Below are 26,158 nucleotides of genomic sequence, written 5' to 3' on the forward strand. Positions count from 1 at the left end.
ATGATCCAGCAGGAGTCGCGACTGCGTGTCGCCGACAACACGGGCGCGAAGGAAATCCTTTGCATCCGCGTTCTCGGTGGCTCGGGTCGCCGCTACGCGGGCATCGGGGACGTCATTGTCGCCACCGTCAAGGACGCGATCCCCGGTGGCAACGTGAAGAAGGGTGACGTCGTCAAGGCCGTCATCGTGCGCGCCGTCAAGGAGCGCCGGCGTCCGGATGGCTCGTACATCCGCTTCGACGAGAACGCCGCCGTCATTCTGAAGAACGACGGCGACCCTCGCGGCACCCGTATCTTCGGCCCCGTCGGCCGTGAGCTGCGCGAGAAGAAGTTCATGAAGATCATCTCCCTCGCGCCGGAGGTGCTGTAACCGATGAAGATCAAGAAGGGCGACCTGGTCCAGGTCATCACCGGAAAGGACAAGGGCAAGCAGGGCAAGGTCATCGTGGCCTTCCCCCGCGAGGACCGCGTCCTGGTCGAGGGTGTCAACCGGGTCAAGAAGCACACGAAGGCCGGTCAGACGGCTCGTGGGTCGAAGACCGGTGGCATCGTGACGACCGAAGCCCCGATTCACGTGAGCAATGTTCAGCTCGTCGTGGAGAAGGACGGCAAGAAGGTCGTCACCCGCGTCGGTTACCGCTTCGACGACGAGGGCAACAAGATCCGCGTTGCCCGGCGGACCGGTGAGGACATCTGATGACTGCCACTGCCACCACCGCGATCCCGCGTCTCAAGACGCGCTACCGCGAAGAGATCGCCGGCAAGCTGCACGACGAGTTCAAGTACGAGAACGTCATGCAGATCCCCGGCCTGACCAAGATCGTGGTCAACATGGGTGTGGGCGACGCCGCCCGCGACTCCAAGCTGATCGAGGGCGCCATCCGCGACCTCGCCACGATCACCGGACAGAAGCCCCAGGTGACCAAGGCCCGCAAGTCCATCGCGCAGTTCAAGCTGCGCGAGGGGCAGCCGATCGGCGCGCACACCACGCTGCGCGGCGACCGGATGTGGGAGTTCCTGGACCGTCTGCTGTCGCTGGCGCTGCCGCGCATCCGCGACTTCCGGGGCCTGTCCCCGAAGCAGTTCGACGGCCGCGGGAACTACACCTTCGGGCTGACCGAGCAGGTCATGTTCCACGAGATCGACCCGGACAAGATCGACCGGGTCCGGGGCATGGACATCACCGTGGTCACCACGGCGACCACCGACGAGGAGGGCCGCGCCCTGCTGCGTCACCTCGGTTTCCCCTTCAAGGAGGCGTGAGCCATGGCGAAGAAGGCCCTGATCCAGAAGGCCGAGCGCAAGCCGAAGTTCGCGGTGCGCGGGTACACCCGCTGCCAGCGCTGCGGACGGCCGCACTCCGTGTACCGCAAGTTCGGCCTGTGCCGCGTCTGCCTTCGCGAGATGGCGCACCGGGGCGAGCTGCCGGGCGTCACCAAGAGCTCCTGGTAATCACTACTACGCCGTAGGTCTCCGGGGCCCGCTCCGTACACATCCGTACGGGGCGGCCCCGGAGAAACCCCGGTGAGAGAGGCCGAAGGCCGTCTCATGACCATGACCGACCCCATCGCAGACATGCTGACTCGTCTGCGGAACGCCAACTCGGCGTACCACGACACCGTCGTGATGCCGCACAGCAAGATCAAGACGCACATCGCGGAGATCCTCCAGCAGGAGGGCTACATCACCGGCTGGAAGACCGAGGAGGCCCCCGTGGGCCAGTCCCTCGTGCTTGAGCTGAAGTACGGCCCGAACCGTGAGCGTTCGATCGCCGGCATCAAGCGGATCTCGAAGCCGGGCCTGCGGGTCTACGCGAAGTCCACCAACCTGCCCCGCGTGCTGGGTGGCCTGGGTGTGGCGATCATCTCCACGTCCAACGGTCTCCTGACCGGTCAGCAGGCTCAGAAGAAGGGCGTGGGTGGGGAAGTCCTCGCCTACGTCTGGTAACGGAAGGGAACGGATAGCCATGTCGCGTATCGGCAAGCTCCCCATCCAGGTTCCCGCCGGTGTGGACGTCACCATCGACGGCCGTACGGTCGCGGTGAAGGGCCCCAAGGGCTCTCTGTCGCACACGGTCGCCGCGCCTATCGATGTCGCACGGAGCGAGGACGGCAGCATCGTCGTCACCCGCCCGAACGACGAGAACCGGAACAAGTCCCTGCACGGCCTGTCCCGCACGCTGGTGGCGAACCTGATCATCGGCGTGACCGATGGGTACAGCAAGGACCTCGAAATCAGCGGTGTCGGTTACCGCGTGGCCGCGAAGGGCTCCAACCTGGAGTTCGCTCTCGGCTACAGCCACCCCATCGTGGTCGAGGCTCCCGAGGGCATCACCTTCAAGGTGGAGTCGCCCACGAAGCTCAGTGTCCAGGGGATCGACAAGCAGAAGGTCGGCGAGGTCGCCGCGAAGATCCGCAAGCTGCGCAAGCCCGACCCGTACAAGGCCAAGGGCGTCAAGTACGCGGGCGAGGTCATCCGCCGCAAGGTCGGAAAGGCTGGTAAGTAAGCCATGGCATACGGCATCAAGATCGCCAAGGGCGATGCCCGTAAGCGTACGGCGAACAAGCGGCGTCACCTGCGGATCCGTAAGAAGGTCTCGGGTACGCCCCAGCGTCCGCGCCTGGTCGTGACCCGCTCGAACCGTCACATGGTGGCCCAGGTCATCGACGACATCGAAGGTCACACGCTGGCGTCGGCCTCCTCGCTGGATGTCTCCATCCGCGCGAACGAGGGCGACAAGAGCGACAAGGCCAAGAAGGTCGGCGCCCTGGTCGCCGAGCGGGCCAAGGCCGCCGGCATCGAGACCGTGGTCTTCGACCGTGGCGGCAACAGGTACGCCGGGCGCGTGGCCGCGCTCGCGGACGCCGCCCGTGAGGCGGGGCTCAAGTTCTGAGCCGGTTCCGTCGACTGATTCGAGAGAGGTAAATCCAATGGCTGGACCCCAGCGCCGCGGTGGCGGCGCCGGTGGCGGCGAGCGACGGGACCGTAAGGGTCGGGACGGTGGCGCTGCCGCCGAGAAGACCGCGTACGTCGAGCGTGTCGTCGCGATCAACCGCGTCGCCAAGGTTGTGAAGGGTGGTCGTCGCTTCAGCTTCACCGCGCTGGTCGTGGTGGGCGACGGTGACGGCACCGTGGGTGTCGGTTACGGCAAGGCCAAGGAGGTGCCGGCCGCCATCGCCAAGGGTGTGGAGGAGGCCAAGAAGCACTTCTTCAAGGTCCCCCGTATCCAGGGCACCATCCCGCACCCCATCCAGGGCGAGAAGGCGGCGGGTGTCGTACTGCTCAAGCCGGCGTCCCCCGGTACCGGTGTGATCGCCGGTGGCCCGGTGCGCGCCGTGCTGGAGTGCGCGGGCATCCACGACGTGCTGAGCAAGTCGCTCGGTTCGTCGAACCCCATCAACATCGTGCACGCCACGGTGACGGCGCTGAAGGGCCTTTCCCGCCCCGAGGAGATCGCCGCCCGCCGTGGTCTGCCGCTGGAGGACGTCGCGCCCGCCGCTCTGCTGCGGGCCCGTGCCGGGGTGAGTGCGTGATGGCGCGGCTCAAGATCACTCAGGTCAAGTCCTACATCGGCAGCAAGCAGCATCACCGGGACTCGCTGCGCTCGCTCGGTCTCAAGCGGATCAACGACGTGGTCGTCAAGGACGACCGCCCGGAGATCCGTGGCATGGCCAACGCGGTGCGTCACCTGGTGACGGTCGAGGAGGTCGACTGACATGGCGCAGGAAGAGAACAGCGGTACGCCGCTGAAGCTGCACCACCTGCGGCCCGCGCCGGGCGCCAAGACCGCCAAGATCCGGGTGGGTCGTGGTGAGGCGTCCAAGGGCAAGACCGCCGGTCGCGGTACCAAGGGCACCAAGGCCCGGTACCAGGTGCGGCCCGGGTTCGAGGGCGGGCAGCTGCCGCTGTACATGCGGCTGCCCAAGCTCAAGGGTTTCAACAACCCGAACCACAAGCAGTTCCAGGTCGTCAACCTGGAGAAGCTGGCGCAGTTGTACCCCGAGGGTGGCGATGTGACCGTCGCCGACCTCGTGGCCAAGGGCGCGGTGCGGAAGAACGAGCTGGTGAAGGTGCTCGGTTCCGGTGACATCTCGGTGGCGCTGACGGTGACGGTTGACGCCGTCTCCGGCTCCGCCAAGGAGAAGATCACCGCGGCCGGCGGCACCGTGACCGAGCTTCTCTGAGCCGCATGAAGTGCGAGTGACCGGGGATGCCTGAGAGCAGGCATCCCCGGTCAGTCGTTCCGGCCTGGCGCATCCGCCGGTAAGGTGGCGTGCGTTGCCGTCAACCGGGGCCGACCGCTGCCCGGCGGGCAGCGGAGTTTGTACCTCGTTACTATCCGTTGACCTTCAAGACCACCCCCTCTCGCGCGCGCCGCGGGGGGCGCAGGAGGAACCGTGCTCACCGCGTTCGCCCGGGCGTTCCGGACGCCTGACCTGCGCAAGAAGCTGCTCTTCACGCTCGGCATCGTGGTGCTGTTCCGTTTCGGGCAGCACATCCCGGTCCCTGGTGTCAGTTTCCAGAACGTCCAGGAGTGTGTGGACCAGGCCAAGGCCGGTGGGGCCGGCTCCGGGCTGTTCGGTCTGGTGAACATGTTCAGCGGCGGGGCTCTGCTCCAGCTGACCATCTTCGCGCTCGGCATCATGCCGTACATCACCGCGAGCATCATCTTGCAGCTGCTTGTCGTTGTGATCCCCCGCCTTGAGGCCCTGAAGAAGGAGGGCCAGGCAGGGCAGGCGAAGATCACCCAGTACACGCGTTATCTGACGATGGCCCTGGCGGTGCTCCAGGCGACCGGTCTGGTCGCCACCGCCCGCTCCGGCACCCTCTTCCCCAACTGCACGGTCGCCGGCGACATCATCCCCTCGAACTCCATCTTCACCACGGTGATCATGGTGATCGCGCTGACCTCGGCCACCGCGCTGATCATGTGGCTGGGTGAGCTGATCACCGACCGCGGCATCGGCAACGGCATGTCGATGCTGATGTTCACCTCGATCGCGGCCGGCTTCCCGGCGGCGCTGTGGCAGATCAAGCTCTCCGGCAACCTGGCGGACGGCTGGATCGAGTTCGGTGTCGTGGTGGCCTGCGGCCTGGCGATGGTCGGCCTCGTCGTGTTCGTGGAGCTGGCCCAGCGCCGGATTCCGGTCCAGTACGCGAAGCGGATGATCGGCCGCCGCTCGTACGGCGGGACGTCCACGTACATCCCGCTCAAGGTCAACCAGGCCGGTGTGATCCCGGTGATCTTCGCGTCCTCGCTGCTCTACATCCCGCAACTGCTGGTGCAGTTCGCCGGGACGGACGCGGGGGGCTGGTCGACCTGGGTGCAGCGCTACTTCACCGGGGGCGATCACCCGTACTACATCACGACCTACTTCCTGCTGATCGTCTTCTTCGCGTTCTTCTACGTGGCCATCACCTTCAACCCCGAAGACGTGGCCGAAAACATGAAGAAGTATGGTGGTTTCATCCCGGGTATCCGGGCTGGCCGGCCCACGGTCGAATACCTGAGCTATGTGCTGAACCGCATCACCTGGCCCGGGGCGATGTACCTGGGTCTGATCGCGCTGGTGCCGACGGTGGCGCTGGTGATGTTCAACGCCCAGCAGGACTTCCCCTTCGGTGGCACATCCATCCTGATCATCGTGGGTGTCGGCCTGGAAACGGTGCGGCAGATCGAGAGCCAGCTCCACCAGCGCAATTACGAAGGGTTCCTCCGCTGATGCGAATCGTCCTCGTCGGACCGCCGGGCGCGGGCAAGGGCACGCAGGCCGCGCTCCTCGCCGAACGTCTTGGCATTCCGCACATCTCGACCGGCAACCTGTTCAGGGACAACATCACGCGCGGTACGGAGCTGGGCCTGGCGGTCAAGCAGATCCTGCGCGAGGGCGGTCTGGTCCCGGACGAGGTCACCATCGCGATGGCGGCGGACCGGCTGGCGCAGCCGGACGCCGGGGACGGTTTTCTGCTGGACGGCTTCCCCCGCAACATCGCCCAGGCGCAGGCGCTGGACGAGCTGCTGGGGGAGAGCGGGCACAAGCTGACGGCGGTGCTCGACCTGGAGGTCCCCGAGGACGAGGTGGTCCGGCGGATCGCCGGCCGCCGGATGTGCCGGAAGAACGACAAGCACGTCTTCCATGTGGAGTACGCGCCGCCGGCCACCCCGGGCGTCTGCGATGTGTGCGGCGGGGAGCTGTACCAGCGCGACGACGACCAGGAGGACACGGTGCGGCACCGTCTTGAGCTGTACCACCAGGAGACCGAGCCGATCATCGGCTACTACCGGGAGCAGGGGCTCGTGGTGACCATCCCGGCCCTGGGCCCGGTCCCCGAGGTCACTCAGCGCGCGCTGGCGGCACTGCCGGAAGTGGACGCCGCGTAATACGGCATGAGCGGGGCGTGTCCCCGCCGTGTGACGGCCGCAGGGCCCGCGTGGAGCGGGCGCTGCGGCCGTTACTGTGGAAGGGCCCGCCGCGGCCCGCCCCTGGCCGCCACCCCGATTCGAAGACGAGGGACAACCCCGATGGTGGAGATCAAGACCCCGGAGCAGATCGCGAAGATGCGCGCGGCCGGGCTGGTGGTGGCCGAGATCCACCGCCGGTGCGCGGCGGCGGCGGTGCCCGGGGTCTCCACGGCCGAACTGGACGAGATCGCGGCGGCCACGCTGCGTGAGCACGGGGCCAAGCCGAACTTTCTCGGGTACGGGGGGTTCACCGGCAACATCTGCACCTCGGTGAACGATGTGGTGGTGCACGGGGTGCCGGGGCCCGGCACGGTGCTGGCGTCCGGCGACATCATCTCCATCGACGCGGGCGCCGTGGTGGACGGCTGGCACGGGGACGCGGCGCTGACCGTGTTCGTGGGCGAGGGACACCGGCCCGAGGTGCGTGAGCTGGACCGGGTGACCGAGGCGTCGCTGTGGGCCGGGATCGCGGCGGTGCGCAAGGGCGGCCGGCTGGTCGAGATCTCCAAGGCGATCGAGGGGTACATCCGGCGGCAGCCGCGTCCGGCGTCCGGGCGGTACGGGATCATCGAGGAGTACGGCGGGCACGGCATCGGCTCCGAGATGCACATGGAGCCGCATGTGCTCAATTACGTGGAGCGACGGCGCGACAAGGGGCCGAAGCTGGTGCCGGGGATGTGCCTGGCGATCGAGCCGATGGTGTCGCTGGGGACGGCGAAGACCCATGTGCTGGACGACGAGTGGACCGTGAAGACGAATGACGGCAGCTGGGCGGCGCACTGGGAGCACTCGGTGGCGCTGACCGAGCAGGGGCCGCTGGTGCTGACGGCGCTGGACGGCGGCAAGGCGCGGCTGGCCGAGCTGGGCGTGCAGGCGGCGCCGGATCCGCTGGCGTAATGATCTCCGTTCCGGGGAAAAGATCATGGATTCGTCTTTTCGGGTGGCCTGGCGTAGAGTGATACGTCGGTCCTGGTGCACCCATGCGTACAGGGCTGTCCAGGTAGCCGATCCCGGAAGGTGAAGCGCTCAAGTATGGCCAAAAAACAAGGGGCCATCGAGATCGAGGGCACTGTTGTCGAGTCCCTGCCGAACGCGATGTTCAAGGTAGAGCTCCAGAACGGGCATCAGGTCCTCGCGCACATCAGCGGCAAGATGCGGATGCACTACATCCGTATTCTTCCCGACGACCGGGTCGTGGTGGAGCTGTCTCCCTACGACCTGACCCGCGGGCGGATCGTCTACCGCTACAAGTAAATCCAGATCCAGATCGCTCGATCGTCCGATCGTTCGTACCGACTCGGAGAACCTCACTCTCATGAAGGTCAAGCCGAGCGTCAAGAAGATCTGCGACAAGTGCAAGGTGATCCGCCGTCACGGGCGGGTCATGGTCATTTGCGAGAACCTGCGCCACAAGCAGCGCCAGGGCTGACGCAGCAGACCAGCCACCACCTCGTACACGTAGCAGTTCTTCGCGCGACGCCGCGATACGCATACAAGTAGATACGCAGACACCCGACCCCTCGCCGATCAGCGCGGGGACGACACCCCCGGTCGGAGGCCGGGGACCCGGCTCGTAAAGCTTCATGGGTTTCATGAGTCTTACGGGAACGGTGCTGCGGAAGACCTCCGAAGAGCCCATCAGGAGCCACATCCATGGCACGCCTTTCCGGCGTTGACCTCCCGCGTGAGAAGCGCGTCGAGGTCGCCCTCACCTACGTCTTCGGCATCGGGCGCACCCGTGCCAAGGAGACCCTCGCCAGCACCGGGGTGAACCCGGACACCCGCGTCCGCGACCTTGCCGAGGAAGACCTCGTCAAGCTCCGCGAGTACGTGGACGCCAACATCAAGACCGAGGGTGACCTCCGTCGCGAGATCCAGGCCGACATCCGCCGCAAGGTGGAGATCGGCTGCTACGAGGGTCTCCGTCACCGCCGGGGTCTGCCGGTCCACGGTCAGCGCACCAAGACCAACGCGCGTACCCGCAAGGGCCCGCGTCGCGCGATCGCCGGCAAGAAGAAGCCGGGCAAGAAGTAGTCCGCACCGGACGCTGTTCCAGCGGTCCGAGTTGTAGGACCGACCACCTCCACGGGAGTACGTGCATATGCCTCCGAAGGGCCGTACGGCGGGCGCCAAGAAGGTGCGCCGCAAGGAAAAGAAGAACGTTGCCCACGGGCACGCTCACATCAAGAGCACGTTCAACAACACGATCGTCTCGATCACCGACCCGTCCGGGAACGTGATCTCGTGGGCCTCCGCCGGCCATGTCGGCTTCAAGGGCTCGCGCAAGTCCACCCCCTTCGCCGCGCAGATGGCCGCCGAGAACGCGGCCCGGCGGGCGCAGGAGCACGGCATGCGCAAGGTCGACGTCTTCGTGAAGGGCCCCGGCTCCGGCCGGGAGACCGCGATCCGCTCGCTCCAGGCGACCGGGCTTGAGGTCGGCTCGATCCAGGACGTGACCCCCACCCCGCACAACGGATGCCGCCCGCCCAAGCGCCGCCGCGTCTGACCAGCTCGAAGTAGGAGACAGATAGACAATGGCGCGTTACACCGGGGCCGACTGCAAGCGATGCCGTCGGGAGAAGCAGAAGCTCTTCCTCAAGGGGAGCAAGTGCGAGAGCGCGAAGTGCCCGATCGAGATCCGTCCTTACCCCCCGGGTGAGCACGGACGCGGGCGCACCAAGGACAGCGAGTACCTGCTTCAGATGCGTGAGAAGCAGAAGTGCGCGCGGATCTACGGTGTTCTGGAGAAGCAGTTCCGCGGCTACTACACCGAGGCCAACCGGCAGCAGGGCAAGACGGGTGAGAACCTGCTGCGGATCCTTGAGTCGCGACTGGACAATGTCGTCTACCGGGCCGGCTTCGCCAAGTCCCGGGACCACGCCCGTCAGCTGGTGCGGCACGGCCACATCCTGCTGAACGGCCGGAAGAACGACATTCCCTCGGCGCGGGTGTCCCCGAACGACATCGTCGAGGTGCGGGAGTCCTCCCGTAACCTGACGCCGTTCGAGGTGGCCAAGGCCGAGGCCGGCGACAAGACCGTGCCGGCGTGGCTGGAGTCGATCCCGACCCGGCTGCGGGTGCTGGTGCACGCGCTGCCGGAGCGCCAGGTGATCGACACCCAGGTGCAGGAGCAGCTGATCGTGGAGCTGTACTCCAAGTAGTGGTGTGGGCGGAGTCACCCGGGGGACCGGGTGGCTCCGCCCGTACTCTTGAACACAGAAGTGTCGGGTTGTCTGGCTTGGCATCAAATAGTGGGTGCCGAAGACTGGAGTTCTTTTCATGCTGATCGCTCAGCGTCCCTCTTTGACCGAAGAGGTCGTCGACGAGTTCCGCTCCCGGTTTGTGATCGAGCCGCTGGAGCCGGGCTTCGGGTACACGCTCGGTAACTCTCTGCGGCGTACGCTGCTGTCCTCCATCCCGGGCGCGGCCGTCACCAGCATCCGGATCGACGGGGTGCTGCACGAGTTCACCACCGTGCCCGGCGTCAAGGAGGATGTGACCGACCTCATCCTCAACATCAAGCAGCTCGTCGTCTCCTCGGAGCACGACGAGCCCGTGGTGATGTACCTGCGCAAGCAGGGCCCCGGCCTGGTGACCGCGGCCGACATCGCCCCGCCGGCCGGGGTGGACGTCCACAACCCCGACCTGGTGCTGGCGACCCTGAACAGCAAGGGCAAGCTGGAGATGGAGCTGACCGTCGAGCGCGGTCGCGGCTACGTCTCCGCGGTGCAGAACAAGGCGGCGGGCCAGGAGATCGGCCGGATCCCGGTCGACTCGATCTACAGCCCGGTGCTGAAGGTCACCTACAAGGTCGAGGCCACCCGTGTGGAGCAGCGCACCGACTTCGACAAGCTGATCGTCGACGTGGAGACCAAGGAGGCCATGCGTCCGCGTGACGCCATGGCGTCCGCCGGCAAGACCCTGGTCGAGCTGTTCGGCCTGGCGCGGGAGCTGAACGTCGACGCCGAGGGCATCGACATGGGCCCCTCGCCGACCGACGCGGCGCTCGCCGCCGATCTGGCGCTGCCGATCGAGGAGCTGGAACTCACCGTCCGCTCCTACAACTGCCTCAAGCGCGAGGGCATCCACTCGGTGGGCGAGCTGGTGGCCCGCTCCGAGGCCGATCTGCTGGACATCCGGAACTTCGGTGCCAAGTCGATCGACGAGGTCAAGGCGAAGCTGGCCGGCATGGGCCTGGCCCTGAAGGACAGCCCGCCCGGATTCGACCCGACCACCGCCGCCGACGCCTTCGGGGCCGAGGACGACGGGGACACGGGCTTCGCGGAGACCGAGCAGTACTGAGTCTCCGCCCGGAGTGACAGTGGCCACTGCTGACCAGTGGCGCCCTGACACCGGTACCTGACACGGCCGGTGCAGACAGATGAAGGAGACAGACCATGCCGAAGCCCACCAAGGGTGCCCGGCTCGGTGGCGGCCCCGCCCACGAGCGGCTCATGCTGGCGAACCTCGCCACCGCGCTGTTCGAGCACGGCCGGATCACCACCACGGTCGCCAAGGCCCGCCGGCTGCGTCCGGTCGCCGAGCGGCTGATCACCAAGGCGAAGAAGGGCGACCTGCACAACCGCCGTCAGGTGATGCGTACCGTCACCGACAAGAGCGTCGTGCACACCCTCTTCACCGAGATCGGTCCGCAGTTCGCGAACCGGCCCGGTGGCTACACCCGTATCACCAAGATCGGTCCGCGCCGCGGGGACAACGCCCCGATGGCCGTGATCGAGCTGGTGGAGGCCCTCACCGTGCAGCAGGAGGCGGTCGGCGAGGCCGAGGCCGCCACCAAGCGTTCGGTGAAGGAGGCGGAGACCACCGAGGCGCCGAAGGCCGCTGAGGCGACCGAGGCTCCCGCCGAGGGCACCGAGGCCAAGGCCGAGGAGAAGAAGGACGACACCGAGGCCTGATCGGGGTCTGTGGTACGGCTGGGCCTGTCTCACCCTCGCGGGGGAGGCAGGCCCAGTGCCATGTGTGGAGGAGAGGAAGAAACGGGTGTCGGTGTCGGTGTCCGGGACGGTACGGGTACGCCTGGACGTGGCGTACGACGGCGCGGCGTTCTCCGGCTGGGCCCGCCAGCGGGGGCGGCGCACCGTACAGGAAGAGCTGGAGGAGGCGCTGCGGGTCGTCACCCGGTCGGAGTCGGGGTACGACCTGACGGTGGCGGGGCGGACGGACGCCGGGGTGCACGCGCGCGGGCAGGTGGCGCATGTGGACCTGCCTGCCGGGGTGTGGGCGGAGCAGGAGGATGCCCTGCACCGCCGGCTGACGGGACGGCTGCCGCAGGACGTACGCGTGTGGCGACTGGGACGCGCCCCGGCGGACTTCGACGCGCGGTTCTCGGCGATCTGGCGGCGGTACGTCTACCGGGTCAGCGACCACCCCGGCGGGGTGGACCCGCTGCGGCGCGGGCATGTGCTGTGGCACAACTGGCCGCTGGACGTGGCGGCCATGAACGCGGCCTCGCGGCTGCTGCTGGGCGAACACGACTTCGCGGCCTACTGCAAGCGCCGGGAGGGCGCGACGACGATCCGCACGCTGCGTCGGCTGAGCTGGGAGCGGGGCGCGGACGGGGTGCTGGAGGGCACGGTGGAGGCGGACGCGTTCTGCCACAACATGGTGCGCTCGCTGGTGGGGGCGCTGCTGTTCGTGGGCGACGGGCACCGGGGAGCGCAGTGGCCGGGCGAGGTGCTGGCGCGCGGGGTCCGGGACTCGGCGGTGCATGTGGTGCGCCCGCACGGGCTGACGCTGGAGGAGGTCGGCTACCCGGCGGACGAACTGCTGGCGGCGCGCAGCCGGGAGGCCCGTAACGTACGGACCCTCCCGGCCTCGGCCGCCTGCTGCTAGCTGGTGCCGCGGCGTTCCTCGACGAGCGCGGAGGCCGAGGCGGACGCCTGGGCCTCGCCGCGCTGGATGATGCGGGCGAAGGCGTGGTCGTTGCCGTCCCGGGCGGCCTGCTGGGCGGCGGTGCCGTCGCCGCTGTCCGGGGAGCCGTCGCTGTTGCCGGCGATGGTGAAGTAGGCGTAGCGGCCCACCTGGTTGGTGGTGGTACGGCAGCCGCCGCGCTGGCAGAACTCGGGGCTGTCGCCGGCGGTGAGGGGCAGCAGATTGCGGGTGTAGGCGGCGTTGGCCGCCGCCGCGTCCTCCTCGGTGGCGAACTGCGCCACGCCGATGGTGACGGCGGAGCCGGACCCGGTGTAGGTGGCGCGCAGCAGCGTGGCGCAGCCGTGCTCGGCGAGCACGGCGCCCAGCTCGGCGGTGACCCCCTCGGCGCAGCTCTCGGAGGCGTCGGTACCGGTCCTGGTGTACTCGCGGCCCTCGACGGTCATGGTGTCGCCGGCGTAGAACTCCTCGGCGGTGAAGGGCGCGAGGTCCTTGTCGGCGTCCGAGATGAACTCGCGGGGCTTGGGCAGCGGGGGAAGGCTGGTCTCCTCGAAGGTGGGATCGGGCGCGGGCGAGGTGGTGTCCCCACCCTCGGGCCCGGCCGCCTGCCCCTGAGCGCCGGCACCGCCGGCCTGCTCGCCGGTGCCGCCGTCCTGGTGCACGATGGCGAGCGCGACCACCGTCCCGACGGCGAGCGCGGCCAGCACGCTCCCGCCGACGACGAGCAGCCGCTTCCGCCCCCGCTTCCGCTCGGCCTCAGCGGCGAGCGCCCCCCAGTCCGGCGCCCCGTACTGCTGCCCACCCCACCCGGGTCCCCCTTGCCCAAAACTCATGCCCGAATCCTAACGGCGGCCGGTGGCCCCGGTCCCCGCCGGGCGACGGCGGGGACCGGGGCGGGACATCTCTTTGTCAGCTGATGGTGCGGTAGCCGGCGAAAGTGCTGGTCAACGTGGTGAGTGTGCCTTTCATGGCGACGAGATCCACTGCTCCCAGCAAGAGTTCGCCGCCGGGTCGCATGAGAATCCAGAACTCCAGGTACCCGTTTCGCGACATGGCAGGTCTCGCCACCATGGTGGTGACTCGGTCCCTGCTCCAACTCCAGCCGATCTGTTGGCGTTGCTCCAGGCCGATCGAATAGTCCCCGGCGTGCATGTGCCCATCGAAGAGGAAGAGCAGCCCGTCGTCGTCCTGTACGACAACGAGGTCTGCCACTCCATCCCCGTTTACGTCGCCCGGGGCAGCCACTGTGACATCGGCAATGGTCGAGCCATTCGTCGAGATCGGATCGTCCGGTCCCGCGATCAGCACCGGGTCGCGGTGGTAGTCGAGCCGGTAGTCGTCGCTGCCGTAGTAGAGCCAGATGAACTCGCCGTCGTTGACCAGGAGGTCCGGGAAGCCGGGGAGGTCTTCCACGCCGTCGCCGTCGGTGTCCAGTCCGCCGTCGATGTCACCGACGGCGAGGATCTGCTTGGCTCCCCGGCTCCAGTGGTTGTTGGCCTCGTCGAAGACGGTGAGCTCGACGGACCGGTGGTCGACGCAGTCGGCACAGAGTTCGCCGGATCCGGTGTTGGGATGGACCCAGAGGCGGTATTCATCGGTGCCCGGTGTGGGGCGGAGGCTGATGAGATCTTCGATTCCGTCGCCGGTCCAGTCTCCCTGATGGGTGATGAGCGCGTTGCTCCAGTCGCCGTTGTCGGCCGGAGCCGCCGCTTCATGGACCGCGCCGTTTCCCGAACCGTAGTGGCTGATGAGCTTTCCGTTACGGTCGATTCCCCAGATGTCAGGTACACCGTCGCCATTGATATCGCCTGGGGCATCAGGGGTCTTCAGCCCCGTGGCATAGAAAAGGTACGCATACGTGTCCGATTCGTTGGCGGCGCGATCAATGCTCTGCACATAGAGAACATTGGGGCCCGACTGGATCGGAGTGAGCTTGATGGTGGCGTTCTTGCCCGCGCTGACGTTGACGGTCTTGCGCGTACCGCTCCAGCTGGTCCAGTAACGGTACGTGACCACGTCGTTGACACCGCCGGAGGTCAGAGTGAAGGTTCCCTCCTGGCGGATGCTGCCCGTCCGAGCCGGCCAGCCCTCGATTCCGTCCGGGAAGTCCGTGCTCGTGACTCCGGGAGGGCTGGAGGGGCGGTTGGGGTCGTAGACGAAGCGGCAGCCCGGTGCTCCGAGCGGTGGTGTCCACTCCGACTTCAGTGAGCCGTCGTTGGCCTGGACTTTCCAGGAGAAGTTCCCGTTGGCAACGTTCATGTAGGGCGCCAGCGCCGACTTCGTCACCTTCACCTGGGCATAACCGCCGGAGGTGACGGACACTGTCTTGTCGATGATGAGGCCGCCCTGCGCGGTGTCCCGGTGGCCGGTGGGCCACAGGTGGAACATCGCCCTGACGGTGCCGCCGTCCTTGTCGGAGACCTTGGCCCGTAGGTAGAAGTCGGTGTTGCCGATGTACTGGTACGGGGCGCGGTCGCCGCAGCCGTACTGGTTGTTGGTGGACACGGGGGAGGTGTCGAGGTTGGAGGGCGGGTTGGGTCGGGTGTTGTAGGTGGTGCTCAGCACGGCCGAGCTCGCGGTGAACTTCTTCCAGGCGTAGACGTCCGTCTCGCTGGACAAGGGGACCCGCAACCCCAGGGTGAGTGAGTTGAACCCTCTGGTCTGAGCGGTTTTGGCCCCCGAGGTGGCGTCGAAGACCAGGTTCCCCGCTGGGCACTTGGTGCCCCAGCCCTTGGACTCGTCGACCTTGCTGAGCCGTGAGCGCCATTCCGGCTGGTTGTTCCAGGTGGTGGCGGAGGTGATGCCTCCCGTGTACCAGAGTTCCACCTCGCGGGCTTCGCAGGACCATGACCAGTTGTTCCTGATGCGGAACGTTGAGGATGTGATCACCCGGTTGGTGTCCAGGAGGTTCTTGGAGTTCATCCGGAAGAAGGAGCGGGCCGTGCCGTTCGTGGTGTTCTCGTAGCCGACGCGGGCGTCGCTCGTACCGCCGTTGAAGTTGGCTCCGTTGAAGAAGCTGCTGTTGGGGTACTTCTTGTAGGCGATGGTCCAGGAGAGGCGGCTGCCCTCGACCGAAGGGTCGATGTACACGGGGTACTGGGTGTCTTCGCCGGTCAGAAGGTCCTGATCGGGGACGAGGATCAGTCGGCCGTCGGTGACCCGGAGCTCTGCGAGGGCACTCTCGGCGCCAAGACCGGGCTGGAAGTCACTGCTGCTCGGTGCCTCCTCCCCGGCGGCGCTCAGCAGACGCATCACCTCCGGGTCGTCCAGTGTTCCGCTGTCCCACATGAGCGGGGTGGGAGCGGTGAAGACCTCTTGGCCGGCGGGGTTGATCGCGCGCAGGTTGCCGTGCTCGTCGGCGGCGACGTCGAGGCCGACCGTCTCCATTCCGAAGGCCAGTTCGGCGAGCCGCGGGTTCGCGGCGGCAACGGCGTCATGGACCACCAGGACCTGACCGAAACCGCCGTTCCGGGCCTGGAGTTTGAGATCTACACCGTCGAGAACCCCGGGGTAGGTGATCACATCGCCGTTCACCGTGGGCTGGGGCAGCGGCTCCGGCCAGGAGATGGACATGGAGCGGCCGTCACGCACCACGGTGGCCAGCGGATCATCTCCACCGGCCGAGAAGATGACCTGGACTTCGGTGGCTGCAGGGGAGAAGCCACCATCCTCGTTGTGACGGAGAGTGGTGTCTATGTCGACCAGCTGTCCGTTCTGGCGCACCCATTGCGGCATCACATAGCTGTCTTCGGTGAAGCCGCCATCGGGATTGGCGAACACCTGTGTGATTTCTGAGCGTTGGGACAGTATCTCCACCGGTTCGCCGGTTTCGGCGGCTTCGCTCAGCGCCGCGTTTTCCTCCTCGGAGCGCCAGTCCTCCCCTCCGGCGGGTGCGTCCTCCTCGCCGTTGTCGGCTGTTGCCGGGGAGGTGGTGAAGAGCGGTGACACAAGGGCGAGAGCGAGAGCCGGAGCAATTATCCGGCGCCAGTGATCCTTTCTCCTTCTCGATGAATGGAATTTCTTCTTCATATTCTTCATCTTTCTGTTTCTTGAGAATCTTGGATTCCCTGGATTGTGGTTCCGGGGCGCCGGTCGAAGGACCTGGTGCGTGGAGAATGTGTAACGGTACCCGTTTGTCGATGTCAAATGTTTCCTAATCGATCCATTGTTGGCCGTAGTGTCCATGCATGCTCCACTTGGGGTGATTCGACCCTCTTGACGTGCGGTGATGCGGAGAGGTAGTCGCGCGCATAAGGCTGAGGAGCGTCCGGATGGCGCCGACTTCTCAGCTCGCGAAATTTAATAACGAAAAGATAACGCATGAATCTGGTCCGGATCAGGCTGTGGTTTTCCTGTTAAGTTCAGCCCTGTTTTGCATCGTGAAGATCGGGTGGAGGGGGCGTGGGCATGGCGGCTCACTGGCCTGGCCGGGGATGGCAACGTGCGGCATCTGTGGGATTGGCGACGCTGCTGTTCGGCGGAATGCTGGCCGGCCCCGTAGCCGCTGCGCAGGGGCTTGATCTGCCCGGCATCGACGAACTCGATCCCGTGCCGACCACGCCGGTCACCGGGCAGGGACTCGACTGGCCCGATGAGACCGAGGGCACCGCCGCACCCTCTGACGGCGCCGTGCCGGAGTGGCCTCAGTCCGAGGTGACCGAACTGGAGGCCCCGCCCGGGCTGGACCGTGTCCAGACGCAGGTCCTCAGCCGGCAGACGGCCGAAGCCGTCGGCGTCGACGGGGTCCTGATAGCCATCCGGGGCCTGGAGGGCGACGACGCCGCTGAGGTCGACGCGGACGGCCCATCACCCACCGTGGACCTGGAACTGGACTACGGCCGGTTCGCCGGGATCTACGGCGCGGACTGGGCCACGCGTCTGGTCGTTCGTCAGCTCCCCGAATGCGCCCTGACCACACCCGGCGCGGAGGACTGCGCCTCCCGCCAGAACGTTCCCTCGTACAACGATGCCGAGGCCCACACCCTCGCGGCGGAGATCGAACTGCCCGCGGTGGACGGCGATGCCGGCACCGGGGACGACTTGGTCGTGCCGGCCGGCCCGGAGGTCTCCTCGGCCACCGGGCTGATGACGGCGAGCAGCGGCACCCGGCTGCTGGCCGTCGAAGCCGCGGCGTCCGGGGCGTCCGGCGACTTCACCGCCACCGATCTCTCCCCCTCCGGCTCGTGGACGCACGGCGGTTCCGCCGGCGGATTCGCCTGGTCGTACGACCTCGGCATTCCCTCCGTGCCCGGTGGCCTCCAGCCCGGGCTGGGGCTGTCGTACTCCTCCCAGTCGGTGGACGGGCGCACCGCCGCGACCAACAACCAGGCCAACTGGGTGGGGGACGGCTGGTCGTTGTCGCCCGGGTTCATCGAACGCCGCTATGTCGCCTGCGAGGACGACAAGAGCGGCGGGAACAACCCCAGCAACAAGGTCGGCGATCTGTGCTGGAAGAAGGAGAACGCCACCCTCTCCCTCGGCGGCTCCGGCGGTGAACTGGTCAAGGACGACGCCACCGGTGTCTGGCGCAAGCAGGATGACGACGGCACGCGTGTCGAACTGCTGACCGGCGCCGACAACGGCGCGCGCAACGGCGAGCACTGGCGGGTCACCGCGCCGGACGGAGTCCAGTACTACTTCGGGCTGCACAAGCTCCCCGGCTGGTCCGGCGACAACGCAGTGACCGACTCCACCTGGACCGTTCCGGTGTTCGGCAACCACAGCGGCGAGCCCTGCCACGCCTCCGCCTTCGCCAACTCGTGGTGCCAGCAGGCATGGCGATGGAACCTCGACTATGTCGTCGACCCGCTCGGCAACGCCATGGCGTACTACTGGTCCAAGGAGACCAACCGCTACGCCCGCGCCATCAACAGCTCCTGGACGGGCACACCGACCACGTACACCCGAGGCGGGTACCTCAAGCAGGTGGACTACGGGCTGCGCGGTGACGCCCTCCACGGCGCCAACCCGGCCGGCCGCGTCACCTTCGGCGTCTCCGAGCGCTGTGTGCGGGAAGGCGCGGCATGCGACTGGTCCAAGGTGAACAAGGACAACGCCAAGGACTGGCCCGATGTGCCCTTCGACCAGCACTGCGCCTCCGGGGCCAACTGCGAGGGCAACTACTCGCCGTCCTTCTGGACCACCAAGCGGCTGACCTCCGTCACCTCGTACGCCCTGGCCGGCGGCGAGCTGAAGAAGGTCGACTCCTGGAAGCTGGACCACAGCTTCCCCTCCACGGGCGACGGCAGTTCCCCGGCGCTGTGGCTGAAGTCCATCACCCGCACCGGACACACCGGCGACTCCGACATCACCCTGCCCGCCGTCACCTTCCGGGGCCAGCAACTGCCCAACCGGGTGGAGGGCGTACTCGACCCGATCCCGCCGCTGAACCGGTATCGCGTCTATGCCGTCGACACCGAGACCGGCGGCACCATCGGGGTCACGTACTCGAAGGCGGACTGCGATCCGCGCAATCTGCCGTCGCCGTCCACCAACACCAAACGGTGCTACCCGGTGATGTGGTCCCCGCCGGATGCTCCGGGGCCGGACTACGAGCCGTACCTGGACTGGTTCCACACCTATGTGGTGGATCAGGTGCTGGAGTCGGACAACACGGCGGGTGCGCCTGTCGTACGCACCGACTACCGCTATCTGGGTGGTCTGGGCTGGGCGAAGCCGGAGGACGATTTCACCAAGTCGGCGCACCGTACGTTCAGTGAGCGCAAGGGGTACGGACGGGTCCAGACGCTGAGCGGTGATCCGGCCGAGGGCAAACAGACCTTGACGGAGACCCGCTACTTCCGCGGCATATCCGGGGCGCAGGTCGCCGACAGCGAGGGCAACCAGGTGGCGGACCACGAGGCGTTCGCCGGGCTGGTACGGGAGACGGTGACCTACAACGGTGACGGCGGCACGGTGCTGTCCGCCACCACACACGTGCCGTGGCGCTCGGCGGCCACCGCGACGCACAGCCGGGACGGCGTGTCCGACCTGCGGGCGTACCAGGTTGGCCTCAAGACCGAAGCGTCGCGGGAGCGGCTGATGGACGGCAGCTGGCGGCGCACCCGCGCCGACCGTACCTTTGACTCCTTTGGCATGGTCGCCTCGATCAGCGATCAGGGGGACACGGCGGTCTCCGGCGACGAGAAGTGCACGACTGTCAGCTATGCCAGGAACGAGAGCAAGAACATCCTGGGCCTTGAGGCGGAGAGCCGGACCGTCGCGGGGACCTGCGACAAGACGCCCTCGCTGCCGGACGGTCTGCTGTCGACGACGCGTACGTACTACGACGGCTCCGGCACGCTGGGGGCTGCGCCCAGCCGGGGTCTGGCGACCCGGGTCGACGGGGTGAACGGTGTGGGGACGGGCTATCGGACGGTCAGCAAGGTGACGTACGACCAGTACGGCCGCCCCCTGACCCACACGGACGCGGCGGGCGCGGAGACCCGTATCGCGTATACGCCAGCCACCGGCCAGTCACCGACCAAGACGGTGACCACCAATGCCCTGGGGCACACCGCTGAGATACACAGCGACCCCCGCCGTGGTGTGGTCACGGCGGCGGTGGACGCCAACGGAGTGCGGACCGACGCCACCTATGACGCACTGGGGCGGACGACGGCGGTATGGGAGCCGGGCTGGCCGAAGGCCGACAACCCCACCAAGCCGACGGCGACGTACGCGTACAGCCTGTCGCGGACGAAGCCGAATGTGGTCACCGAGCAGCGACTGGACTATCAGGGTGACTATCTGACCACTTACGCCTTCTACGACGGGCTGCTGCGTGCCAGGGAGACCCAGGGCCGTGCGGTGGGCCGTCCGGATGGGAAGTTGATCAGCGAGACGCTGTACGACACGGCGGGTCGCGTATGGAAGTCGTACACCACGTACTTCACGGACGGTGCGCCGTCGGCGGAGCTGGTGAAGGCGGCGGACAACAAGGTGCCGGCGGCCGTACGGAACGACTTCGACGCCGCCGGACGGACTGTCCAGTCGGTGGCCCTGCGCTACGGGGACGAGAAGGCCCGCACCCGCACTGTCTACGAGGGTGCCGATCGGACCACGGTGATCCCACCGGAGGGCGGCACCGCGACGACCACCATCACGGACGCGTTCGGCCGCAAGGTCGAGCAACGCTCCTATACCAATGCGGGACGGACTGCCTACCAGGCGACAACGTACGGCTACGATCTGGCCGGGAACCTGGTGACGATGAAGGACCCCGCGGGGAACTCCTGGTCGTGGTCCTACGACAAGCGCGGCAACCGCGTGCGGATCGACGACCCGGATACAGGGGTGACGACGGTGAGCTACGACGTCCTCGACCGTCCCGCTTCCGCAACCGACGCCCGTGGCGTGACCATGGAGACGTCCTTCGACCTGCTGGGCCGGAAGACGGCACTTGAGGTGGACGGTGAGAAGACCGCCGAGTGGACGTACGACACGGTGAAGAAGGGCCGGCCGGCGAAGGACATCCGCTATGTGGACGGCGCGGCGTACACCACGGCGGTGGGCGGGTACAACGACCGCTACCAGGTGACGTCTTCCTCCCTTACGCTGCCGTCGAAGGAAGGCGCCCTGGCGGGCACGTACACGTGGACCTACGGCTACAACAAGCGCACGGGCGTCAGTGAATGGCTGATGCATCCGGCGATGGGCGGGCTGCCGCAGGAGCGGGTCACCTCCAACTTCACACGGGACGGGCTGGCGTTCAAGACCACGGCCGGGCAGCAGGTGCTGGTGAACAACGTCAGCCATGACGCGTTCGGTCGCGCGGTGCGGACCGAGTACGGGGTGCTGGGCCGCAAGGTGTACGACACCCGGGTCTGGGATGAGCACACGGGGCGGCTGACGAGCCGGACCGTGGACGGTGATGTGGCGCTCCGCATCGAGGACACGCGGTACACGTACGACGACGCGGGCAATGTGCGGCGGGTCGCCTCGGTCTCCGGACAGGACGCCGCTGCCGTGTCAGACACCCAGTGCTTCAAGACGGACGCGCTGCGCCGGCTGACCGAGGCGTGGACGACATCGACGGCGATCGACGACTGCTCGGCGGGCGCCTCGTCACGGACGGTCGGCGGCCCGGACGGCTACTGGCACGCGTACGAGTACGACTTGGCCGGAAACCGGATCTCCGAGACGCAGAACGCGGTGGTGAGCGGCTTCGGCACGGTGACGCGTGCGTACGGCATGACGGAGGCGGGCGGCGAGGGTGCCCACGCCCTGCGTACCGTGACCACCACGGGCGGCCCCGGCAACGGGCAGACCGAGTCGTTCACGTACGACGAGGCCGGCAATATGACAGCCCGTACCGGTACGGCGCGGGACCAGGAATTCGCCTGGAACGGTGAGGGCCGTCTGGACTCGGTGACGGAGGACGGCCGGACCACGTCGTACGTGTACGACGCCTCCGGCGATCGGTTGATCGCCCGCCAGGCCAATGGCAAGACCACGGCCTACCTGCCGCACGGCAATGAACTCACTGCCACCGGTACCACCGTGACCGGCCAGCGCTACTACGAGCACAGCGGCCAGGTGGTCGCCATGCGCGACAGCACGACGAATGGCCTGACGTTCCTGTTCTCCGACCAGCAGGGCACGGCGTTGATCGCGGTGTTCTGGGGCATCGGCCAGGCGGTCCAGCGCCGCAAGCAACTCCCCTTCGGCGGCGAACGCGGCTCGACCGGCAGCACAAACTGGCCCGGCGACCGCGGCTTCCTGGGCGGCACGAAAGACCCCACCGGCACCACCCACCTGGGCGCCCGCGAGTACGACCCCTTGCTGGGCCGCTTCATATCCCCCGACCCGCTGCTTTTGGAAGACGACCCCAGCCAGCACAACGCCTACCAGTACGCGAACAACAACCCCCTGGCCTTCGCCGACCCGACGGGCCTGGCTTACGAGGAATGCTTCTCCGGCCAGTACAAGTGCACCTACGGTTCACGACACAGCGTGAAAAAGGTGGAGTACGGAAAGAACTATGAAACGGTCACCAAAAATCTTGGAGGCACCCTGGCTCCGCGCTATGTCCGCTACCGAAGCACGATGCAGACGGCTTGCTCGAAAGATCCTGGATGTATCAGCTGGCACGGGTCCCACGTCACTCGAAAGGCCGCGGCCGAACGACTTCAGAAGTCTGCGGAGAGCAAAGCTCGCGACGTGGCAACTCGAGCAATGGAAAACTCCAATAATGAAAGTGGATTCCAGGCGTGGTTGGGTAATAAATTCGATCAAGCGGTCAATAAGTTCGACCAGATAGTTGTCTCGAAGGTCAGGAACGCAAAGAACGCGATATTCGGTGGAACTTCCGGATTCTGCGTAAACGGTTCTGCTGCTCTTGGTATTGGATGGAGTGGGTCCGCCTGTCTGGTTCGCGCCTCCGACGGAAATGGCCGTCATGAGTATGGACTCACCTTTACTAACGGTACAACGTTTCCCTCCTACGGGTTTGATGCATCAGCAGGTTTCATGAGCAGTAATGCCGAGACGCTTTCTGACCTTACGGGCCCGTCTATGGGATACGAGGCAACCGCAGCCTATTTCTATGCTGCAACGATTGGCTATGATGAAGGGTATGTAATGGGTGAAGATGGACCGGAGAAGTATCGCAACAGCAGGGGTGAGGTCGTTACTACTGTTGACGGGGCGGTCGGGTTTGGTTTCGGTGTAGAGGCGGCAAAGAATACGGGGGAAACCTATGCACGCAGTCTATTTGTGCTGAATTGGTGATGAGTGCGCGCATCTCGGGATAAGGTTGTATTCTGGCGAGGAGTCGAAAAGATCAGTGATATTTGCGTTCCTGTTGTGGCTTGCTGGATTGGCGATACTGATTCCATCAATTGCGGATCGGATCTCATTTTGGCTTGAGGAGTATGCGCGAATCAGAATGGAGGATTCTCCGATTTCGGTTCGTTTTATGGCCTCCTTCTTTGTGGTGATTATGACTCTCATTATGGCGGGATGGCTCCTTGTTGTGGTGCTCCCCGGAGGGGAAGTCGACGGGCGCGCATATGTCTCAGAAATTAGTTCTGCGTGACATGGGAGAGCTGATGTGTTGTGGATCGCGGGGGGATCGAGCTCTCCACAGGTTCAGTTGATGCGATCCTGAGGCTTTGTCCGCTCATCTTCTGATCCAGAATTATCACCCAGGCGTGCCGATGGCCGAACGGTCCCGGCGGAGGGATATCCTGCAGCTGGGGCTTGGTCAAACGGCTGGGAAGGGCGAACCGAGCGTGTGACCTCACGTGTCTTCAGGGGATGGCGGACGGCCCCGCCTCGGGGCAGCTCAGGGAAAGGCTGAGCCTGCTCGCGCGTGGTGTAGGAGAGTGCTCCGTCGCACCGGTCGGTTCGGGCATTCATGGCCGGTTCTGTCGCATGGATTCTTCGGAATGGCTGCCTGGCGGTGGGGAGAGGCCATTGGCAGGGCCTAACGACGGGGCATGTGGACAGCGGCCTTGCGTTGCCCGCACGTGACCGCAGGAAATGCGGTTGGGTGAGCCCGTCCGGGCTGGGACGATGGGGGCATGGGGCATGTTGAGGTGGCGCATCTGGAGTACGTGCTTGGCGATGGGCGGGTGCTGCTCGATGATGTGTCGTTCCGGGTGGGGGAAGGGGCCGCCGTCGCGCTCGTCGGGGGGAACGGGGCCGGGAAGACGACCCTGCTGCGGCTCATCGGTGGGGAGCTGACGCCGGAGGAGGGGTCCGTCACCGTCAGTGGCGGTCTTGGGGTGATGCCGCAGTTCGTGGGGAGCGTGCGGGACGAGCGGACCGTGCGGGATCTGCTGGTGGGCGTCTCCCCGGCGCGGCTGCGGGATGCGGCCGGTGCCGTCGATGAGGCCGAGCTGGCCGTGATGACCCGGGACGACGAGGACGCGCAGATGGCGTACGCCCAGGCGCTGGCCGACTGGGGCGAGGCCGGCGGGTACGAGGCGGAGACGCTGTGGGACATCTGCACCATGGCGGCGCTGGGCGTCCCGTACGAGCGGGCCCAGTGGCGGCAGGTGCGCACCCTGTCCGGTGGGGAGCAGAAGCGGCTGGTGCTGGAGGCGCTGCTGCGCGGCCCCGAGCAGGTGCTGCTGCTGGACGAGCCGGACAACTATCTGGACGTCCCCGGCAAGCGCTGGCTGGAGGAGCGGCTGCGGGAGACCCGTAAGACCGTTCTGTTTGTTTCGCACGACCGGGAGCTGCTCGCCCGGGCCGCCGAGAAGATCATCAGTGTGGAGCCGGGGCCCGCCGGGTCGGACGTGTGGGTGCACGGCGGTGGCTTCGACACGTACCACGCGGCCCGGGAGAAGCGCTTCGAGCGGTTCGAGGAGCTGCGGCGGCGCTGGGAGGAGAAGCACGCGCAGCTGAAGAAGCTGGTCGTGGACATGCGGCAGTACGCGTCGCGCAGCGATGAGATGGCGAGCCGGTACAAGGCGGCGCAGACCCGGCTGCGGAAGTTCGAGGAGGCCGGGCCGCCGCAGGAGCCGCCGCGCCGGCAGGACATCCGGATGCGGCTGCGCGGCGGGCGGACCGGGCTGCGGGCGATCACCTGCGCGGGGCTGGAGCTGACCGGGCTGATGCGGCCGTTCGATCTTGAGGTGTTCTACGGGGAGCGGGTGGCCGTCCTCGGGTCCAACGGGTCGGGGAAGTCGCACTTCCTGCGGTTGCTGGGCGGGGACGTGGTCCAGCATGCCGGGGCGTGGAAGCTGGGGGCACGGGTGGTGCCCGGGCATTTCGCCCAGACCCACGCCCATCCGGAGCTGCTCGGGCGGACCCTGCTCGACATCCTGTGGACGGAGCATGCCAAGGCGCGCGGCCCCGCCATGTCGGCGCTGCGCCGCTACGAGCTGGACCGGCAGGCCGAGCAGCGCTTCGAGCGGCTGTCGGGCGGGCAGCAGGCGCGGTTCCAGATTCTGCTGCTGGAGCTGGTGGGCAGCACCGCGCTGCTGCTGGACGAGCCGACCGACAACCTCGACCTGGAGAGCGCGGAGGCCCTTCAGGCCGGCCTGGAGGCGTACGAGGGGACGGTGCTGGCCGTCACGCACGACCGGTGGTTCGCGCGGTCCTTTGATCGTTTTCTGGTGTTCGGGTCGGACGGTGTGGTACGGGAGACGGCCGAGCCGGTGTGGGACGAGCGCCGGGTGGTGCGGGAGCGGTAGCCGTGGGGGCCGCGTTTTGACCGGCGCGGCCCGGTGGCGGTAATCTGCCTGGTCGAATGCGTTTGGCTTGCTCGTTCTCACGTGAGGGGCCTTGCGCCGGTCTATCTGGTGTTCTCCAGCGGTCCCGGCTCCGGTATGCGTCACCGGCTCCGGGTGCGGCGGCGGTCACCGGGTGGCCTTGTCAGGACCCATTCACTGAAGAAGCGAAGGCTACGACCGTGCGTACGTACAGCCCCAAGCCCGGAGACGTGCAGCGTCAGTGGCACGTCATCGACGCCACCGACGTCGTCCTGGGCCGCCTGGCCTCACAGGCCGCCACCCTTCTGCGGGGCAAGCACAAGCCGGTATACGCGCCGCACGTTGACACTGGTGACTTCGTCATCATCATCAACGCCGAGAAGGTGCACCTGTCCGGCAACAAGCGGACCCAGAAGCTCGCCTACCGCCACTCCGGCTACCCGGGTGGTCTGCGGTCCATCCGCTACGACGAGCTGCTGGAGAAGAGCCCCGAGAAGGCCGTCGAGAAGGCCATCAAGGGCATGCTCCCGAAGAACTCGCTCGGCCGTCAGGTTTTCTCGAAGCTGAAGGTCTACGCGGGTGACCAGCACCCGCACGCTGCTCAGCAGCCGGTCCCGTTCGAGATCACCCAGGTCGCGCAGTAG

Annotated in this window: 26 protein-coding genes; 24 read left to right on the forward strand and 2 right to left on the reverse strand. The window is 66.9% G+C overall.

Translation table 11 applies throughout. The features are described 5' to 3' along the window. The 21 genes from rplN (at position 1) to truA (ending at position 12,315) form a co-directional block, all read left to right on the forward strand. A complete protein-coding gene (gene rplN, locus AC5WRL_RS21115) occupies positions 1-369 on the forward strand; it encodes a 50S ribosomal protein L14 (RefSeq protein ID WP_019433424.1) in 369 nt (122 codons plus the stop codon). A 3-nt stretch (positions 370-372) separates the two neighbouring features. Then, complete coding sequence (rplX, locus tag AC5WRL_RS21120) at positions 373-696, forward strand: 50S ribosomal protein L24 (RefSeq protein ID WP_496090188.1); 324 nt, start codon at positions 373-375, stop codon at positions 694-696. Beyond that, positions 696-1,262 (forward strand): 50S ribosomal protein L5, encoded by a 567-nt coding sequence (gene rplE, locus AC5WRL_RS21125; protein ID WP_496090189.1) that lies wholly within the window; start codon positions 696-698, stop codon positions 1,260-1,262. Before rplX ends, rplE begins: the two co-directional genes overlap by 1 nt. A gap of 3 nt (positions 1,263-1,265) precedes the next feature. After that, positions 1,266-1,451, forward strand: coding sequence for a type Z 30S ribosomal protein S14 (locus AC5WRL_RS21130; RefSeq protein ID WP_496090190.1), 186 nt, complete (start codon positions 1,266-1,268; stop codon positions 1,449-1,451). Between the two features lie 96 nt (positions 1,452-1,547). Further along, positions 1,548-1,946 carry a 30S ribosomal protein S8 gene (rpsH, locus tag AC5WRL_RS21135; RefSeq protein ID WP_026047368.1) on the forward strand — a complete coding sequence of 133 codons (399 nt, stop codon included), beginning with the start codon at positions 1,548-1,550 and terminating at the stop codon, positions 1,944-1,946. Between the two features lie 19 nt (positions 1,947-1,965). Then, positions 1,966-2,505: a 50S ribosomal protein L6 gene (gene rplF, locus AC5WRL_RS21140; protein ID WP_496090191.1), complete on the forward strand. Its 540-nt coding sequence runs from the start codon at positions 1,966-1,968 to the stop codon at positions 2,503-2,505. 3 nt (positions 2,506-2,508) lie between these two features. Then, the gene (rplR, locus tag AC5WRL_RS21145; RefSeq protein WP_496090192.1) at positions 2,509-2,892 is read left to right on the forward strand and encodes a 50S ribosomal protein L18; all 384 of its coding nucleotides are present in this window, start codon (positions 2,509-2,511) and stop codon (positions 2,890-2,892) included. Between the two features lie 37 nt (positions 2,893-2,929). Further along, a complete protein-coding gene (gene rpsE / locus AC5WRL_RS21150) occupies positions 2,930-3,532 on the forward strand; it encodes a 30S ribosomal protein S5 (protein ID WP_496090193.1) in 603 nt (200 codons plus the stop codon). Next, positions 3,532-3,714: a 50S ribosomal protein L30 gene (rpmD, locus tag AC5WRL_RS21155; RefSeq protein WP_496090194.1), complete on the forward strand. Its 183-nt coding sequence runs from the start codon at positions 3,532-3,534 to the stop codon at positions 3,712-3,714. The genes rpsE and rpmD overlap by 1 nt, the downstream gene beginning before the upstream one ends. Before the next feature lies 1 nt (position 3,715). Next, on the forward strand, positions 3,716-4,183 hold the full coding sequence (rplO, locus tag AC5WRL_RS21160; RefSeq protein WP_496090195.1) for a 50S ribosomal protein L15: 468 nt from the start codon (positions 3,716-3,718) through the stop codon (positions 4,181-4,183). A 213-nt stretch (positions 4,184-4,396) separates the two neighbouring features. Then, positions 4,397-5,722, forward strand: a complete 1,326-nt coding sequence (gene secY / locus AC5WRL_RS21165) for a preprotein translocase subunit SecY (RefSeq protein WP_496090196.1) — start codon at positions 4,397-4,399, stop codon at positions 5,720-5,722. Further along, positions 5,722-6,381, forward strand: a complete 660-nt coding sequence (locus AC5WRL_RS21170) for an adenylate kinase (protein ID WP_496090197.1) — start codon at positions 5,722-5,724, stop codon at positions 6,379-6,381. The genes secY and AC5WRL_RS21170 overlap by 1 nt, the downstream gene beginning before the upstream one ends. Before the next feature lie 141 nt (positions 6,382-6,522). After that, a complete protein-coding gene (map, locus tag AC5WRL_RS21175; protein WP_496090198.1) occupies positions 6,523-7,359 on the forward strand; it encodes a type I methionyl aminopeptidase in 837 nt (278 codons plus the stop codon). 135 nt (positions 7,360-7,494) lie between these two features. Then, positions 7,495-7,716: a translation initiation factor IF-1 gene (gene infA / locus AC5WRL_RS21180; protein WP_003948620.1), complete on the forward strand. Its 222-nt coding sequence runs from the start codon at positions 7,495-7,497 to the stop codon at positions 7,714-7,716. A 61-nt stretch (positions 7,717-7,777) separates the two neighbouring features. Beyond that, on the forward strand, positions 7,778-7,891 hold the full coding sequence (gene rpmJ / locus AC5WRL_RS21185; protein ID WP_009740505.1) for a 50S ribosomal protein L36: 114 nt from the start codon (positions 7,778-7,780) through the stop codon (positions 7,889-7,891). 224 nt (positions 7,892-8,115) lie between these two features. Further along, positions 8,116-8,496 (forward strand): 30S ribosomal protein S13, encoded by a 381-nt coding sequence (gene rpsM, locus AC5WRL_RS21190; RefSeq protein WP_496090199.1) that lies wholly within the window; start codon positions 8,116-8,118, stop codon positions 8,494-8,496. A 67-nt stretch (positions 8,497-8,563) separates the two neighbouring features. After that, positions 8,564-8,968 carry a 30S ribosomal protein S11 gene (gene rpsK, locus AC5WRL_RS21195; protein WP_019433438.1) on the forward strand — a complete coding sequence of 135 codons (405 nt, stop codon included), beginning with the start codon at positions 8,564-8,566 and terminating at the stop codon, positions 8,966-8,968. Between the two features lie 28 nt (positions 8,969-8,996). Next, a complete protein-coding gene (gene rpsD, locus AC5WRL_RS21200) occupies positions 8,997-9,623 on the forward strand; it encodes a 30S ribosomal protein S4 (RefSeq protein WP_496090200.1) in 627 nt (208 codons plus the stop codon). A gap of 118 nt (positions 9,624-9,741) precedes the next feature. Next, positions 9,742-10,764 carry a DNA-directed RNA polymerase subunit alpha gene (locus tag AC5WRL_RS21205; protein WP_496090201.1) on the forward strand — a complete coding sequence of 341 codons (1,023 nt, stop codon included), beginning with the start codon at positions 9,742-9,744 and terminating at the stop codon, positions 10,762-10,764. Positions 10,765-10,859: 95 nt separating this feature from the next. Next, the gene (gene rplQ, locus AC5WRL_RS21210) at positions 10,860-11,378 is read left to right on the forward strand and encodes a 50S ribosomal protein L17 (protein ID WP_496090202.1); all 519 of its coding nucleotides are present in this window, start codon (positions 10,860-10,862) and stop codon (positions 11,376-11,378) included. Between the two features lie 64 nt (positions 11,379-11,442). Continuing rightward, positions 11,443-12,315: a tRNA pseudouridine(38-40) synthase TruA gene (gene truA / locus AC5WRL_RS21215; protein ID WP_496090203.1), complete on the forward strand. Its 873-nt coding sequence runs from the start codon at positions 11,443-11,445 to the stop codon at positions 12,313-12,315. On the opposite strand, the gene AC5WRL_RS21220 is transcribed toward truA, so the two are convergent. Further along, on the reverse strand, positions 12,312-13,184 hold the full coding sequence (locus AC5WRL_RS21220; protein WP_496090204.1) for a hypothetical protein: 873 nt from the start codon (positions 13,182-13,184) through the stop codon (positions 12,312-12,314). The two genes, truA and AC5WRL_RS21220, sit on opposite strands and share 4 nt — an antisense overlap. Positions 13,185-13,260: 76 nt before the next feature. Continuing rightward, positions 13,261-16,380 (reverse strand): VCBS repeat-containing protein, encoded by a 3,120-nt coding sequence (locus AC5WRL_RS21225; RefSeq protein ID WP_496090205.1) that lies wholly within the window; start codon positions 16,378-16,380, stop codon positions 13,261-13,263. A 423-nt stretch (positions 16,381-16,803) separates the two neighbouring features. Between AC5WRL_RS21225 and AC5WRL_RS21230 the strand changes: the two genes are divergently transcribed. From AC5WRL_RS21230 to rplM, 3 genes are all read left to right on the forward strand, one after another. Then, positions 16,804-23,082 carry an RHS repeat-associated core domain-containing protein gene (locus tag AC5WRL_RS21230; RefSeq protein WP_496090206.1) on the forward strand — a complete coding sequence of 2,093 codons (6,279 nt, stop codon included), beginning with the start codon at positions 16,804-16,806 and terminating at the stop codon, positions 23,080-23,082. A 794-nt stretch (positions 23,083-23,876) separates the two neighbouring features. Further along, complete coding sequence (locus tag AC5WRL_RS21235) at positions 23,877-25,496, forward strand: ABC-F family ATP-binding cassette domain-containing protein (RefSeq protein WP_496090207.1); 1,620 nt, start codon at positions 23,877-23,879, stop codon at positions 25,494-25,496. Positions 25,497-25,714: 218 nt separating this feature from the next. Next, positions 25,715-26,158, forward strand: a complete 444-nt coding sequence (rplM, locus tag AC5WRL_RS21240; protein ID WP_030736222.1) for a 50S ribosomal protein L13 — start codon at positions 25,715-25,717, stop codon at positions 26,156-26,158.

It is taken from the genome of Streptomyces sp. NTD107, assembly GCF_059510435.1.